The following is a 13903-nucleotide window of genomic DNA, read 5'->3' on the forward strand; positions in this document are numbered from 1 at the left end:
CCCCCCCCGCCTCCGGGGCCCCCCACAGGGACGCGGCTCCGCGAAGCGGTGCCCGCGTGAAGTGGCATTCTCCCGCGACGCAGCAAGGCCTCGTCGCGGCGGTGCGCTAAAATGGCTCTCTTTGCTTCGGAGAGTTCCATGGCACAGCAACCCTCGGCCGGTGCCCGCTTCCGCGCCGCGCTCGCGGCCGAACAGCCGCTGCAGGTGATCGGTGCGATCAACGCCAATCATGCGTTGCTGGCCAAGCGTGCCGGGTTCCGTGCCATCTACCTGTCCGGAGGCGGTGTCGCCGCGGGTTCGCTGGGCCTGCCGGACCTGGGCATCAATACGCTCGACGACGTGCTCACCGATGTCCGCCGCATCACGGATGTCTGCGACCTGCCGCTGATGGTCGACATCGATACCGGCTTCGGTCCCAGTGCCTTCAATATCGCCCGCACGGTGAAAAGCCTGGTCAAGTTCGGCGCCGCCGCTTGCCATATCGAGGATCAGGTCGGCGCGAAGCGCTGCGGTCATCGTCCGGGCAAGGAAATCGTCACCACCGAGGAAATGGCCGATCGCGTCAAGGCCGCCGCCGATGCCAGGACGGATCCCGACTTCTTCCTGATCGCCCGCACAGATGCCATCGCCGTGCTTGGCGTCGATGCCGCCATCGAGCGTGCCATCGCCTGCGTCGAGGCCGGTGCCGATGCGATCTTCGCCGAGGCTGCCTACGACCTGCCGACGTACAAGCGTTTCGTCGACGCGGTGAAGGTGCCCATCCTTGCCAACATCACCGAGTTCGGCCAGACGCCGCTGTTCAGCACGCAGGAGCTGGGTAGCGTCGGCGTGGGCATCGTGCTCTATCCGCTATCCGCGTTCCGCGCCATGAACAAGGCCGCCGAGAACGTCTACAACGCCATCCGCCGCGACGGTCACCAGCGCAACGTCATCGACACGATGCAGACGCGCGAGGAACTCTACGACCGCATCGGTTACCACGCTTACGAACGTCACCTCGACGAACTGTTCTCCAAGAAGGGTTAAGGAGTTACGCAATGAGCGACACCACCACCCAGCCCAAGGCGAAGAAATCGGTCGCCCTCTCCGGCGTGCCGGCCGGCAACACCGCGCTGTGCACGGTCGGCCGCAGCGGCAACGACCTGCATTACCGCGGCTACGACATCCACGATCTCGCGGCGAAGGGCTCGTTCGAGGAAGTGGCCTACCTGCTGGTGCACGGGGTTCTGCCGAACTGGATGGAGTTGAACGCCTACCGCGCCAAGCTCAAGCGGCTGCGGGGCTTGCCGGCCCCGGTCAAGAGCGCGCTCGAACTCCTGCCCGCGTCGACGCACCCGATGGACGTCATGCGCACGGGCGCCTCGGTGCTCGGCACGGTGCTGCCGGAGAAGGACGACCATAACCTCACCGGCGCGCGCGACATCGCCGATCGCCTGATGGCCAGCTTCGGCTCGATGCTGCTGTACTGGTACCACTTCAGCCATAACGGCAAGCGGATCGAAACCGAGACCGAGGACGAATCGATCGCGGCGCACTTCCTGCACCTGCTGCACGGGCGCAAGCCGAGCGACCTGCATTCGCACGCACTCGACCGTTCGCTGGTCCTTTACGCCGAGCATGAGTTCAATGCCAGCACGTTCGCCGCGCGTGTCATCGCCGGCACCGGATCGGACATCTACTCGGCGATCACCGGCGCGATCGGTGCGTTGCGCGGTCCCAAGCATGGCGGCGCCAACGAAGTGGCGATGGAAATCATCGCGCGTTATCGCGACGCGGCCGAGGCGGAAGCGGATATCCGCGCGCGCGTCGAGCGCAAGGAGATCATCATCGGCTTCGGGCACCCGGTGTATACCGTGTCCGATCCGCGCAACGAGATCATCAAGGAAGTGGCGCGCAAGCTCTGCACCGATGGTGGCAATCCGCGCCTGTTCGAGGTATCGGAGAAGATCGAGAAGCTGATGTGGGAACTGAAGAAGATGTTCCCGAACCTCGATTGGTACTCGGCCTCGGCATATCACATGATGGGCGTGCCGACGGCGATGTTCACGCCGTTGTTCGTCATCGCGCGCACCTCCGGCTGGAGCGCGCATGTGATCGAGCAACGACAGGACGGCAAGATCATCCGTCCGAGCGCGAACTACACGGGGCCGGAAGACCTGGCGTATACGCCGATCGAGAAGCGTTAAGTCCCCAAGAACCTGGTGGGAGCCGCTTCAGCGGCGATGGAGATGCCGCTCCGCAGGAATCGCCGGCATAGCCGGCTCCCACAAGAGTTACAACGCCGCCGCCAGGCGGGTGGCCTTGTCGATCGCCCGTTTCGCGTCCAGTTCGGCGGCGACATCCGCGCCGCCGACCAGGCGCACGTCGACGCCGCGCGCGACCAACGCGTCGTGCAAGTCGCGGTTCGGTTCCTGGCCCGCGCAGACGATCACGTTGTCCACGTCCAGCACGCGTGGCCGCCCCTCGATCAGGACATGCAGCCCATCGTCGTCGATGCGTTCGTAGACGACGCCACCGATCATCTGCACCCGCTTGTTCTTCAGCGTGGCGCGATGCACCCAGCCGGACGTCTTGTTGAGCCGGCCGCCCGGGCGGCCGGCGCTTCGCTGTAGCAGCCAGATCTGCCGCTCCGGCTTTTCCGGCTGTGCGGGCATCAGGCCGCCCGGTGTCGCCATGCTCATGTCGACGCCCCATTCCTTCGTCCACCGGCCGATATCCGTGGTGGGGGAGGGCGCCGCTTCGCTGAGGAACTCCGCCACGTCGAAACCGATGCCGCCGGCGCCGATGATCGCCACCTTCTTGCCTACGGGCGCATCGGCATGCAGGACGTCGAGGTAGCTCAGCACTTTCCCGTGGTCGGCCCCGGGAAGATCCAGCGCACGCGGCAGCACGCCCGTGGCGAGGATGACGGTATCGAAGCCGCCATCGGCGAGGACCTCCACGGTCGCCGGCGTGCCCAGCCGGCGTTGCACGCCGGTGGCGTCGAGACGATGGTCGAAGTAGCGCAGCGTCTCGCTGAATTCCTCCTTGCCGGGAATGCGCCTGGCCATGTTGAACTGTCCGCCGATGACCGTGGCGCGATCGAACAGTGTCACCGCATGACCGCGCTCCGCGAGCGTGGTCGCGGCGGCGAGGCCGGCAGGGCCCGCGCCGACGACAGCCACGCGCTTCTTCGTCGCGGCGGGCAGGATCTTCAGCTCGGTCTCGTGGCACGCGCGTGGATTCACCAGGCACGACGCGCGTCGGTTCTCGAATACATGGTCGAGGCACGCCTGGTTGCAGGCGATGCAGGTGTTGATCGCCTCGGGCCGCGCCGCGCGCGCCTTGTTCACCCATTCGGGATCGGCCAGCAGAGGGCGCGCCATGGAGACCATGTCCGCATCGCCGTTGGCCAGGATGCGTTCGGCGACGTCCGGCATGTTGATCCGGTTGGTGGTCACCAGCGGAATGCCCACTTCGCCCTTCATGCGCCGCGTCACCCAGGTGAACGCGCCACGCGGGACGCTGGTCACGATGGTGGGGATGCGCGCCTCGTGCCAGCCGATACCCGTGTTGATGATGGTCGCGCCCGCTGCTTCGATGGCCTTGCCGAGCGTGACGATATCGGTCCAGGACTGCGATTCGTCGACCAGGTCGAGCATGGACAGTCGGTAGACGATGATGAAATCCCCGCCCAGCGCCTCACGCATGCGGCGCACGATCTCGATGGGAAAACGCATGCGGTTTTCGGCCGGGCCACCCCAGCGGTCCGTGCGCTTGTTGGTGCGCGGAGTGAGGAACTGGTTGATCAGGTAGCCTTCCGAACCCATGACCTCGACGCCGTCGTAGCCGGCATCGCGCGCCAGCTTCGCGCTGCGCACGAAGGCATCGATGCTGCGCTCCACCCCTCGCGCGGACAGCGCGCGCGGCGTGAAGGGGGTGATCGGCGACTTGATCCGCGACGGTGCCACGGAAAACGGCTGGTAGGCATAGCGTCCCGCATGCAGGATCTGCATGCAGATCTTCCCGCCCTCGGCATGCACCGCGCGGGTGACCTTGCGATGCCGGCCGACATGCCAGGGCATCGACATCGTCCCCGACATCGGCTTCAGCCAACCCTGGATGTTCGGCGCGATGCCACCGGTGACGATCAGGCCCACGCCGCCACGCGCACGTTCGGCGAAGAACGCGGCGAGCTTGTCGTAATCCGCCGCCTTGTCTTCCAGTCCCGTATGCATCGAGCCCATGAGGACGCGATTGCGCAAGGTGGTGAAACCCAGGTCGAGCGGGGCGAGCAGGTGCGGATAGGCCACGGGAGGCTCCGGTTCAAACGATCGTTCGAATGATCGTCGCAACCGGCGCCGACGGCAAGGGCGGGCGCAGCAGTGGGCCAGGCGCCCCAGCGGCGTTACGGCGTGTATCGCCGCGTTTACACGCGGGGCCCTACGGCCGGTCCGCGAAAAACGCTAAATCCGCATGGCAGCACGTTCTTGCGAGGCGGATTGACGAAGGCACGCAATTTGCTCCGTTCTTTCACCCGGTGCGTTGGCAGGACGTCCGGTCATCCCGAAAAAACAGGGGTTTCGCGTCGCTCACAGGAGACTCTCCCATGCGTAAGACTCTTATTGCCACGGCGATCTGCCTCGCCATCGGATTTGCCTTGCCGGCCATGGCCGACGACACCCAGACCGGATCCTCGGGTGCCAGCGCGCAGCGCAGATCGATTGCCGTGCAGTATTCCGATAGCTCCACCTATACGGACAGCTCGACACACAGCCGGACCGACACCACGTCCGGATCGTTCAACACCACCAATGCCATCTCTTACACCGTGCTCAACGGAAGCGTCAGCAACGTGGGCGTGAGCGGCATCGGCAATATCGCCCGCAACCTCGGTAACGCCAATGGCGGACGCGGTGGCAGTGGCGGCGACGGCTACGGCGCCGTCGGTTACGGCGGCACGGGCGGATCGGGCGGAGATGGCGGCAACGCGCGTGCGCGCGGCGCGGTCGGTGGCGACGGCTCCGCGTCGAGTGGCGACGCGGGTGCGTTGACCGCCTCCGCGGGGGGCGAGGGCGCGGGCGAGGGCGTTAACGCCAACGGCGACGGTGGCCGGGCCAACGCGCGCGGTGCGGGTGCCGACACGGCGACCGGCGGCTCCACGGCCAGCACCGGTGGCGCAAGCGCCAGTACGGGCGGCGCGGGAACCTCCGGCGACGCGACCGGAACGGCCACGGGCGGAACCGGCACAGGCGGTGCCGGTGGCACGGCGATGGCGGCCGGCGGCGAAGGCGGTGCCGGTGGCGCGGGCGCGTCGGGCACGGGTGGCGCAGGCGCGGGTGCCGACGGTGGCGCCGGTGGCGCGGGTGGCACGGCCTATGCCGACGCGGGTGCATTCGACATGTCCAACAACATGGGCAGCGCGGGCGCGGCGGCCGCCGGCATCTCCAACTTCGCGCAGAACAGCGGCGCGGCGTCGTTGATCCAGCAGGGCGTGAATGTCCAGGCCAACCTCAGCGTGGGCTCGGCTCCGTAACGGCTGGACCGGTAGCAAAGGGAACCACGGAGCGTTCCGGCGCTCCGTGGTCATCCGAAGGGAAGCACCAGCACCTTCAGGAGAACACCCATGCGGCAGCAACACGAACATCGGGCGCGACGGGCGTGGGCCCTGGTAGCCCTGGCTTGCGTCGGCGGAACCGCGTTCGCCACGCCTCCCGCCAATGAACCGCCACCGGCCGCGTTCGGCAAGGCCACTCCCGTCGAACAGCTGCAAGCCATGACCGGTGGCAGCGGGACCACGAACAACATCAACCAGCAGACGCTCAACGGCACGATGAGCGACACCGAGGCGAAGAACACCATCAGCGGCGGCAATGTCGTCTCGGGTAGCGCGTTCGACAACTCGGCCGGCTTGCCGACGGTGATCCAGAACTCCGGCAACAACGTGCTGATCCAGAACTCCACCATCGTCAACGTGCGGATGAATCCATGAAGGCCGCCTGTGCCCTCGCACTCTTGCTCGTCGTCGTGGCGCCCGCCGCGCCGGCGATGAAGGCGGAGGTGCAGACCAGCCCGGGTACCTCGTACCCGGTGCGGATGACGAGCCTGAAAGAGGCGCGCTTCCGCAACACGATCCGGCAGAAGTACGACTTCAGTTGCGGCTCCGCCGCCGTCGCCACGCTGTTGACCTATCAATATGGCTATCCGGTCGACGAGCAGTCCGCCTTCGACGTGATGTACACCCACGGCGATCGCGCGAAGATCGGCAAGGAGGGATTCTCGTTGCTGGATATCAAGCGGTTCCTCGCCTCGCGCGGTTTCGAGGCCGATGGCTTCGAGGTGCCGCTGGAGAAGCTCGACAACGAAGGCGTTCCCGCGATCGTGCTCATCAACGAGCGCGGCTATCACCACTTCGTCGTGGTGAAGGGCTACAAGAACGGCCGCGTGCTGGTGGGCGATCCGGCCCGTGGCACACGCGCCATGTCCAAGCGGCGGTTCGACGCCATGTGGAACAACGGTGTCGTCTTCGTCATCCACAACCAGCGCGACCGCGCCATCTTCAACAGTCCACGCGACTGGGCGGTCGCTCCCGCGGCACCCATCGGAGACGGCATACAGCGCAACGGGCTGGAGCCATTGGTGATGCCCAAGCGCGGACCGGGGGATATATGAAAACCCGAACACTGATCACCGCCGCCATCCTTGGTGGTGCCTGCGCCACCGTCTGCGCCGCCGAGTTTCCCGCGAACCGCAGCGTATCCGACGTGCGGTTGGACCGTATCCGCGGCGGTTTCGACTTCGGCGACAACCTTCGCGCTTCCTTCGCGCTGCAGCGCACCGTGTTGATCAACGGCATGGAAGCGATGCGCACGACCATCACCGTTCCGGACATCGCGAACATCACCCGGGACCAGGCGGCGGCCTTGCAGGATGCCTTGCGCACCACGGTCGTCACCAACGGTGCCGGAGGCGTGGCGGGCGCGGTGCCGACGTCCCCGGTGCAGGATACGGGCGCAGCCTCCACGCCGGCCGCCACGGTTCCGGCGGCGGCATCCGGCAGTGCGGCGACAACCCTGGCGACCGTCTCGGCCGCGCTGCCGAATTCGGCGCTGCCAGGCCTCATCGTGCAGAACTCGCTCGACAACCAGGCCATCACGGCCACCACCACCATCGACGCGTCGGTCAACAGTGCGCGGATGCTCGAAAACATCCGCATGGCGGAGTCGGTCAACGACGCGGTGATCAAGTTCCGGGGGAATTGACGCATGTATCGCAATGGCAGGGTGATGCAGGCAAAGACGTGCGCGGGTGCCCTGGCATTCGCGGTGCTTCCGATGTGGATCGGCGCATGCCTGGCGCAAGAGGCCACCATCGATCCGGTCCTGCGCGAGAAGATCGACGCGCAAGGAAGGCGCATAGATGCGATGCGCAGCCGCATGGCGGAGCAACTCGCCGAACTCGAGCAGATGAAGCGCGAGCTGGCCGTGCAGGAAATGAACTACAACGACCTGCGCAAGGCGGTCGGGCTCAATGCGCTGGAAGAGGCGCGCGGCGGCTCCGCCGCGCTCGCCGATCCGCGCGCGCAGGCCACGCCGGGGCAGGAGGTCCCGGGCGCGCCGCCGCCCGGCGCGCCCCCGGCGGCAACGTCCGGGCAGGTGGTCGCCACGCAGCCGGTGGGACGACGGCCGGAAACGGACGATCGCCCTCCCGAGGTCGCTCCGATCTTCGACCAGCCCGGCGTGCTCACGCCCAAGGGCAAGCTGATCGTCGAACCTTCCTACCAGTACGGCTACTCGTCGAGCGATCGTGTCGCGCTGGTCGGTTACACGGTGATTCCGGCCATCCTGATCGGCCTGGTCGACGTGCGCCAGGTGAAGACCACCACCCAGACAGGCGCGGTGGCGTTCCGCTACGGCCTCACCAACCGCATGGAGGTCGAAGTACGCATTCCCTACGTCGACACGCATACGGACACGATCAGCCGCGAGATATTCACCGGTACGGCACAGGATCGCCTGTTCACCACGAGCGGCAAGGGTCTTGGCGACATCGAGGCCACCTTGCGTTACCAGATCAACGACGGCGGCGCGGACAAGCCGTACTACGTCGGCTGGTTCCGCGCCAAGTCGCGAACGGGCCGCGACCCCTTCGAAGTCACCAGCGACTGCGTGACGCGCTGCGTGGAGAACTTCACCGGCACGGGGCTGCCACTGCGCAACCCGACGGGATCGGGCTTCTATTCGGCACAGCTGGGCGTTACCTGGCTGTATCCATCCGATCCGGTGGTGTTCTTCGGCAACCTTAGCTATCTGCATAATTTCGAGCGGAAGAACGTCAGCCGTAACGTACTTCTCGCCGGCAAGCAGTTCCTGGGTGACGTGAAGGCCGGCGACATCGCCGATATCAGCATCGGCATGGGCCTGTCGTTGAACGAGAAGGCATCGATCAGCATCGGCTACGACCAGGCCTTCGTCGCGCGGACCACGCAAAACGACCATCCGTTGCCGGGTTCCGCGCGAGTGACGCTGGGCTCCCTGTTGGTGGGCGGTTCCTACCGCTTCAACGACAAGGAAACGTTGAACGTGACGCTCGGCGTAGGTGTGACGGGCGACACACCCGACACGACGATCACGGTGCGCGTCCCCATCACCTTGTAGGTTCACATGGGTTTCACTCATTCCCACCTGAACGCGTTTCGAACGCGTTCGGGTTCCCGTGCACGCGCCGCACACATCATGGATCGTTAAGATTTCAGGGGGGTTAGAACACACACACTTTGCAGGGAGTTCCACATGCGCACACGTCCACATCGTTACGCCAAGGCCACCGCGGGCCTGGCCATCGCTTCGCTAGCCATCCTGGGTGCCACTGCGCATGCGCAGGACAGCAACAAGAAGTCGCAGTCGCCGGCGCTGGACAACATCAGTGTATGGGTGGGTGGCTACTACACCAACAACGACACGACGATCGGTGCGAACACGGGCATCTTCAACACCAGCGGCGACGTGAACCTCGAGGACGACCTGGACTTCAAGAAGCACAAGACCGTGCCTCGTGTCCGCCTGGATTTCCTGATCGGCGAGCACCAGGGCTTTTCCTTCGACTATTACGAGGTCGACCGCTCGCATTCCAAGACGCTGTCCGAGCAGATCAACTTCCTCGGCAATCCCATCGCCGCGAGCGCGCGCGTGAAGGGCGATCTCAAGTTCACCTTCGGCAGCGCCGCGTACAAGTGGTGGTTCGGTACGGGCGACGACGTGTTCGGCGTCGGCCTGGGCGCCGCGTACTACAAGGTGCAGGCGAGCATCTATGGCACGGCCACGGTGAACGGTCAGACCTTCCAGGACGGCTCGGCCAGCGACACCAATGCGTGGGCGCCCAACCTGCAACTGGGCTGGCGGCATGCGTTCAACGATCAATGGCGCATGTATTTCAACGCGTCCGGGGTGAAGCGGAACGGCGGTTCGCTCAATGGCCACATCTGGGATGCGGCGCTCGGCGTGGAATGGTTCCCATGGCAGAACGTCGGTTTTGGCGCGGAGTACGCCTATACGAAGATCAAGCTGCACCAGGACAAGCGCAATTACGACCTCGATCTCGACATGAAGCTCAACGGACCGGCCGCGTACGTCCGTTTCCGCTTCTGACCATCCGGATGGCGAGCCGGCGTGATGCCGGCCGCCTTGCCGGGGGGAATCCCGCGGCCGCCGCGCGGCGGCCTCTTTCTCGTGGTGGGAGCCGGCCCTGTCGCTTGTGGTGGGAGCCGACCTTGTCGGCGATCCCGCGGCAGCGGGCCGGGTCATGGCAAGCGCCATCGCCGCCTAGGCGGCTTCCCACCAGGGCACTCCTTGCCCCGTGGCGATTTTCAGCATCCGCTCAGGCCAGCGCCTTCCGCTGCGCGCGGCGCGCCCACAACCAGCCGCCGCCGCAGATGCCCACGACCAGGATCACGTCGAGCAGCCACGGCGCCCAGGGACGGGCGTCGAACCAAGGCGCCACCAGATGGTCGTGGGCGATCATTCGTGCGGCGGTCCAGGCGATGGCGCCGGCGCCGATATAGACGACGACCGGGAAGCGCTCGATCAACTTCAGGATGAGCGTCGAACCCCAGACCACCAGCGGCACGCTGATGGCGAGGCCCAGCACCACCAGGCCCATGTGGCCCTTGGCCGCGCCGGCGATCGCGAGCACGTTGTCCAGGCCCATCAGGGCATCGGCGATGACGATGGTGCGTATCGCGGCCCAGAAACTGGAGGCTGGCGTGATGTTCGGGTCGTGCTCCTCGTGCTTGAGCAGCTTCCAGGCGATGGGCAACAGCAGGATGCCGCCCGCCAGCATCAGGCCCGGGAGCTTCAGCAGCCAGATCACCGCGAAGGTGAGGGCGATGCGCAAGGCGATGGCGCCGAACGTGCCCCAGAAGACGGCTTTCTTCTGCAGGTGGCGAGGCAGGTTGCGCGCCGCCAGCGCGATCACGATCGCGTTGTCGCCGGCCAGCACGAGGTCTAGCAGGATGATGGCGGCGAGGCCGGAAAAGAATTCGGGAGTGAGGAAATCCATGCGGTGAGACCCTTCGCGCGCTGTGTGGACCAATGCGGCAGCGACGGGTACGCGCGCCCGCCGTCACCGCAAAAGTCTCGTTCCCGGCGCGAAGCCGCCGCGACGACCGGGGCGCGTGGGGCGCCCGTACTGACGATCGTCGCGCACGGGAGCGACAGACGCCCCCGCGGAACTACTCCCCTTTGGGTTGTAGTGGGGCGCATTGTGGCGGTTGGGATGCAGCGCGGCAAGACATGCATGGGGGCTCACCGGTTAAAATCGCCGGCTTTCCCAACCCATCGCGAGTGAAGTCCATGAGCGCACACGACATCCGTTCCGCCACGCGTCCCGATCCGGACCAGCCGCTGGTGGACATCGCCAACTACGTGGCCGACTACACGGTCGACTCGCAGGAGGCCTACGACACCGCGCGCTACATGCTCCTGGACTCCCTGGCGTGCTCGGCCCTCGCGATGAAGTTCCCCGATTGCGTCAAGCACCTGGGCCCGGTCGTCCCGGGCGCCGAATTGCCCGGTGGCACGCGCGTACCGTTCACCTCGCACGAACTGGACCCGGTCCAGGCGGCTTTCGCCATCGGCACCCAGATCCGCTACCTCGATTTCAACGACACGTGGCTGGCCGCCGAATGGGGCCATCCCTCGGACAATCTGGGCGCCATCCTGTCGGTGGCCGACTACCTTTCCCGCAAGGCGGTGAAGGAGGGCGGCAAGCCCCTCACCGTGCGCGACGTGCTCGGCTATGCCATCAAGGCGCATGAAATCCAGGGCTGCTACGCGCTCAGGAACAGCTTCAACCGCGTTGGCCAGGACCACGTGATCCTGGTTCGCCTCGCTTCCACCGCGGTCGCCACGGCCATGCTCGGCGGCGACAAGGAACGGATCACCACGGCGGTCTCGCACAGCTGGATCGACAACGGCGCCCTGCGCACCTATCGCCACGCGCCGAACACGGGCCCGCGCAAGAGCTGGGCCGCCGGTGACGCCTGCCGTCGCGCGGTGACCCATGCGATCAACGCCGTTTACCGCGACGTGGTGGGTTACCCTTCCGCGCTGACGGCGAAGACCTGGGGTTTCTACGACGTGGCCTTCAAGGGCAAGGCCTTCGAGTTCGAGCGTCCCTTCGGCAGCTACGTGATGGAGAACGTGCTGTTCAAGATCAGCTTCCCCGCCGAGTTCCACGCGCAGACCGCCGTCGAGTGCGCCATGGCGCTGCACGCCCAGGTGGCCGGCCGCCTGGACGAGGTGGAAAAGGTGGTGATCGAGACCCAGGAGGCGGGCTGCCGGATCATCGACAAGACCGGCCCCCTGGCGAACTACGCCGACCGCGACCATTGCATCCAGTACATGGTGGCCGTGCCACTCATCTTTGGCCGTCTCACGGCGGATGATTACAACGACGCCGTCGCCGCGGACCCCCGTATCGACGCACTGCGCGACAAAATGACCGTGGTGGAGAATCCGCAATTCACCAAGGATTACTTCGATCCGGAAAAGCGCTATATCGGCAATTCGGTCCAGGTGTTCTTCAGGGACGGCTCGTCCACCGAGAAAGTCTCGATCGATTTCCCGATCGGCCACCGCAAGCGTCGTGCCGAGGGCATTCCCGTGCTGTTGAAGAAGTTCGAGGCCGCCCTGCGTGCGGAGCTGCCGGCAGAGCGGGTCGAGCGCATCCTCGCGGTCACTTCCTCGCCGGAAAAACTCGATGCCATGCCCATTCACGAGTTCATGACGCTCTTCACGGCTTGATAATGGCTGTGACTCAAGTATGAACGGCGGTTTTTAGCAGGTGCTCAATTGTTTGATTTTTGCTAAACTGCCGCCGCCCGTTGAAGGGGTATGAAAGCGAGGGACGGCCGAAGTCCCCGGATTCGACAAGAGTTCTACGCGCGATTTCCGTCTGGGGTGGAGCGCGGACGCGAATACCAATAATGAGGAGACACCGATGAAACGTAAGGGCTTGTTTTTGCTGATCGGCTTGGCCCTGGGCGGCGTGGGTGCCGTTCACGCGCAGGAATCCGCCGACACGGCGGGTAACGGCTATGACGGCCGCTGGTACATCGCCCCGACGGTTGGCGGTTACTACAACGACACCGATCGCAACACCAACAGCCGCCAGGTTTACTACGGCCTGGGTTTCGGCAAGTTCATCTCGAACAACGCGTCGATCGACATCTTCGCCGATCGCACCAAGCGCGATAACGATGGCGTTGGCCATTGGTCGAACAACAGCTACGGCGTTGCCGCCCGCTTCTACGCTGGTGCGTGGGACAGCTGGCGTCCGTACCTGCTGGCCGGCGTGATGGGCTCGTACCACCACAACCCGTCGGACAATGGCTGGTCCCCGGCCGCCGAACTCGGCGTCGGCGTGTCCAAGACCATCACCGACAGCTCCGACTTCCGCGTGGAAGCCGGCTATCGCTACGACTGGGACGACAAGACCACCGACAGCGAGAACGGCTACGGTGACTGGTTCCTCGGCTTCTCGATCGTCTCGCGCTTCGGCGAGCCGCCGGCTGCCCCGGCTCCCGCCGCCGCACCGGCTCCGGCTGCTCCGGACTGCTCGACCCTCGACAGCGATGGCGACGGTGTGAACGATTGCGACGACAAGTGCCCGGCCACCCCGGCTGGCACGATCGTCGGTCCGGATGGTTGCCCGCAGAAGGTCGTCATCGACCTGCGCGGCGTCAACTTCAAGTTCGACCGTCCGAAGAAGGGCGAGACGAACATCGGTCCGACCCTGCAGGAGCCGACCAGCGAATCGCTGGGCGTCCTCGACCAGGCTGTCGACACCCTGCAGCGTTACCCGCAGGTCAAGGTCACGGTTGCCGGTTACACGGATAGCGTCGGTAAGGACGCGTACAACCAGGGCCTGTCCGAGCGTCGCGCGAAGATCGTGTTCGACTACCTGACCTCGCACGGCATCGGTGCGGATCGTCTGGAAGGCCCGATCGGCCACGGCGAGAACAACCCGATCGACACGAACGACACGGCCGAAGGCCGCGCTCGCAACCGTCGCACGGAACTGCAGGTTCAGCAGTAATCCTTGCAAGATCGGTAGTAGCTGTAAGAAAGGAGCCCGGCGAAAGCCGGGCTCTTTTTTTGTGCTCCCGGTGGGAGCCGACCTTGTCGGCGATCCCGCGGCAGTGGGCTGGTTGCATGTACGGCTCGGCTTCGCCCTCGCGTTCGTTGCGTGGCGGGGGAGCTGCCGGGCGCCACTCTCGGCGCGACGGTAGTCGCCGTCCCTTGGGAAGGGATGCCGCTGCGCGGCCGTGTTTGATGGCTGCGCCCCTTCGGGCTCGGACGGTCGGGCGGGGGTTTCCGATTCGCCCTCCTGGCTCAGCGGAAACGGCCGGCCATCCCTGGCCGGC

General features: G+C 65.7%; 12 protein-coding genes. 10 read left to right on the top strand and 2 right to left on the bottom strand.

All coding sequences use genetic code 11. The features are described 5' to 3' along the window. Positions 1-138: 138 nt before the first annotated feature. The gene (gene prpB / locus ACR9ZJ_RS09190) at positions 139-1026 is read left to right on the top strand and encodes a methylisocitrate lyase (protein ID WP_429199404.1); all 888 of its coding nucleotides are present in this window, start codon (positions 139-141) and stop codon (positions 1024-1026) included. 11 nt (positions 1027-1037) lie between these two features. Beyond that, positions 1038-2186: a bifunctional 2-methylcitrate synthase/citrate synthase gene (gene prpC / locus ACR9ZJ_RS09195; RefSeq protein WP_371023330.1), complete on the top strand. Its 1149-nt coding sequence runs from the start codon at positions 1038-1040 to the stop codon at positions 2184-2186. 87 nt (positions 2187-2273) lie between these two features. On the opposite strand, the gene ACR9ZJ_RS09200 is transcribed toward prpC, so the two are convergent. Continuing rightward, complete coding sequence (locus ACR9ZJ_RS09200) at positions 2274-4292, bottom strand: oxidoreductase (protein WP_481287601.1); 2019 nt, start codon at positions 4290-4292, stop codon at positions 2274-2276. Positions 4293-4588: 296 nt separating this feature from the next. On the opposite strand from ACR9ZJ_RS09200, the gene ACR9ZJ_RS09205 reads away from it, so the two are divergent. The 6 genes from ACR9ZJ_RS09205 to ACR9ZJ_RS09230 all read left to right on the top strand — a co-directional run bounded on the left by ACR9ZJ_RS09205 (position 4589) and on the right by ACR9ZJ_RS09230 (position 9626). Then, positions 4589-5515 carry a hypothetical protein gene (locus tag ACR9ZJ_RS09205; protein WP_481287602.1) on the top strand — a complete coding sequence of 309 codons (927 nt, stop codon included), beginning with the start codon at positions 4589-4591 and terminating at the stop codon, positions 5513-5515. 90 nt (positions 5516-5605) lie between these two features. Continuing rightward, positions 5606-5971 carry a hypothetical protein gene (locus ACR9ZJ_RS09210; RefSeq protein WP_481279573.1) on the top strand — a complete coding sequence of 122 codons (366 nt, stop codon included), beginning with the start codon at positions 5606-5608 and terminating at the stop codon, positions 5969-5971. After that, complete coding sequence (locus ACR9ZJ_RS09215) at positions 5968-6651, top strand: C39 family peptidase (protein ID WP_481279574.1); 684 nt, start codon at positions 5968-5970, stop codon at positions 6649-6651. Before ACR9ZJ_RS09210 ends, ACR9ZJ_RS09215 begins: the two co-directional genes overlap by 4 nt. Then, positions 6648-7241, top strand: a complete 594-nt coding sequence (locus ACR9ZJ_RS09220; RefSeq protein ID WP_481279575.1) for a hypothetical protein — start codon at positions 6648-6650, stop codon at positions 7239-7241. Before ACR9ZJ_RS09215 ends, ACR9ZJ_RS09220 begins: the two co-directional genes overlap by 4 nt. A 3-nt stretch (positions 7242-7244) precedes the next feature. Then, entirely contained in the window at positions 7245-8636 is a 1392-nt protein-coding gene (locus tag ACR9ZJ_RS09225) for an acetate kinase (RefSeq protein WP_481279576.1), read from the top strand. A gap of 135 nt (positions 8637-8771) precedes the next feature. Continuing rightward, positions 8772-9626 (top strand): hypothetical protein, encoded by an 855-nt coding sequence (locus ACR9ZJ_RS09230; protein WP_481279577.1) that lies wholly within the window; start codon positions 8772-8774, stop codon positions 9624-9626. 229 nt (positions 9627-9855) lie between these two features. Here the strand turns inward: ACR9ZJ_RS09230 and ACR9ZJ_RS09235 are convergent, their stop codons facing one another. Next, on the bottom strand, positions 9856-10536 hold the full coding sequence (locus tag ACR9ZJ_RS09235) for a TerC family protein (RefSeq protein WP_481279578.1): 681 nt from the start codon (positions 10534-10536) through the stop codon (positions 9856-9858). Positions 10537-10829: 293 nt separating this feature from the next. Here ACR9ZJ_RS09235 and ACR9ZJ_RS09240 point away from each other — a divergent pair, with 293 nt between their 5' ends. Both ACR9ZJ_RS09240 and ACR9ZJ_RS09245 read left to right on the top strand, forming a co-directional pair. After that, positions 10830-12281, top strand: coding sequence for a bifunctional 2-methylcitrate dehydratase/aconitate hydratase (locus tag ACR9ZJ_RS09240; RefSeq protein ID WP_481279579.1), 1452 nt, complete (start codon positions 10830-10832; stop codon positions 12279-12281). A 196-nt stretch (positions 12282-12477) separates the two neighbouring features. Continuing rightward, positions 12478-13575 (top strand): OmpA family protein, encoded by a 1098-nt coding sequence (locus ACR9ZJ_RS09245; protein WP_306849990.1) that lies wholly within the window; start codon positions 12478-12480, stop codon positions 13573-13575. The last annotated feature ends 328 nt before the right edge of the window (positions 13576-13903 follow it).

Source organism: Luteibacter sp. KNZ12-1A (genome assembly GCF_056755675.1).

What these genes read in the sequence shown, in the direction of transcription:
- ACR9ZJ_RS09230 (WP_481279577.1), top strand. Translation starts at nt 8,772, where the DNA reads ATGCGCACACGTCCACATCGTTACGCCAAGGCCACCGCGGGCCTGGCC.
- ACR9ZJ_RS09245 (WP_306849990.1), top strand. Translation starts at nt 12,478, where the DNA reads ATGAAACGTAAGGGCTTGTTTTTGCTGATCGGCTTGGCCCTGGGCGGC.
- ACR9ZJ_RS09220 (WP_481279575.1), top strand. Translation starts at nt 6,648, where the DNA reads ATGAAAACCCGAACACTGATCACCGCCGCCATCCTTGGTGGTGCCTGC.
- ACR9ZJ_RS09235 (WP_481279578.1), bottom strand. Translation starts at nt 10,536, where the DNA reads ATGGATTTCCTCACTCCCGAATTCTTTTCCGGCCTCGCCGCCATCATC.
- ACR9ZJ_RS09215 (WP_481279574.1), top strand. Translation starts at nt 5,968, where the DNA reads ATGAAGGCCGCCTGTGCCCTCGCACTCTTGCTCGTCGTCGTGGCGCCC.
- ACR9ZJ_RS09240 (WP_481279579.1), top strand. Translation starts at nt 10,830, where the DNA reads ATGAGCGCACACGACATCCGTTCCGCCACGCGTCCCGATCCGGACCAG.
- prpC (WP_371023330.1), top strand. Translation starts at nt 1,038, where the DNA reads ATGAGCGACACCACCACCCAGCCCAAGGCGAAGAAATCGGTCGCCCTC.
- ACR9ZJ_RS09205 (WP_481287602.1), top strand. Translation starts at nt 4,589, where the DNA reads ATGCGTAAGACTCTTATTGCCACGGCGATCTGCCTCGCCATCGGATTT.
- ACR9ZJ_RS09210 (WP_481279573.1), top strand. Translation starts at nt 5,606, where the DNA reads ATGCGGCAGCAACACGAACATCGGGCGCGACGGGCGTGGGCCCTGGTA.
- ACR9ZJ_RS09225 (WP_481279576.1), top strand. Translation starts at nt 7,245, where the DNA reads ATGTATCGCAATGGCAGGGTGATGCAGGCAAAGACGTGCGCGGGTGCC.
- prpB (WP_429199404.1), top strand. Translation starts at nt 139, where the DNA reads ATGGCACAGCAACCCTCGGCCGGTGCCCGCTTCCGCGCCGCGCTCGCG.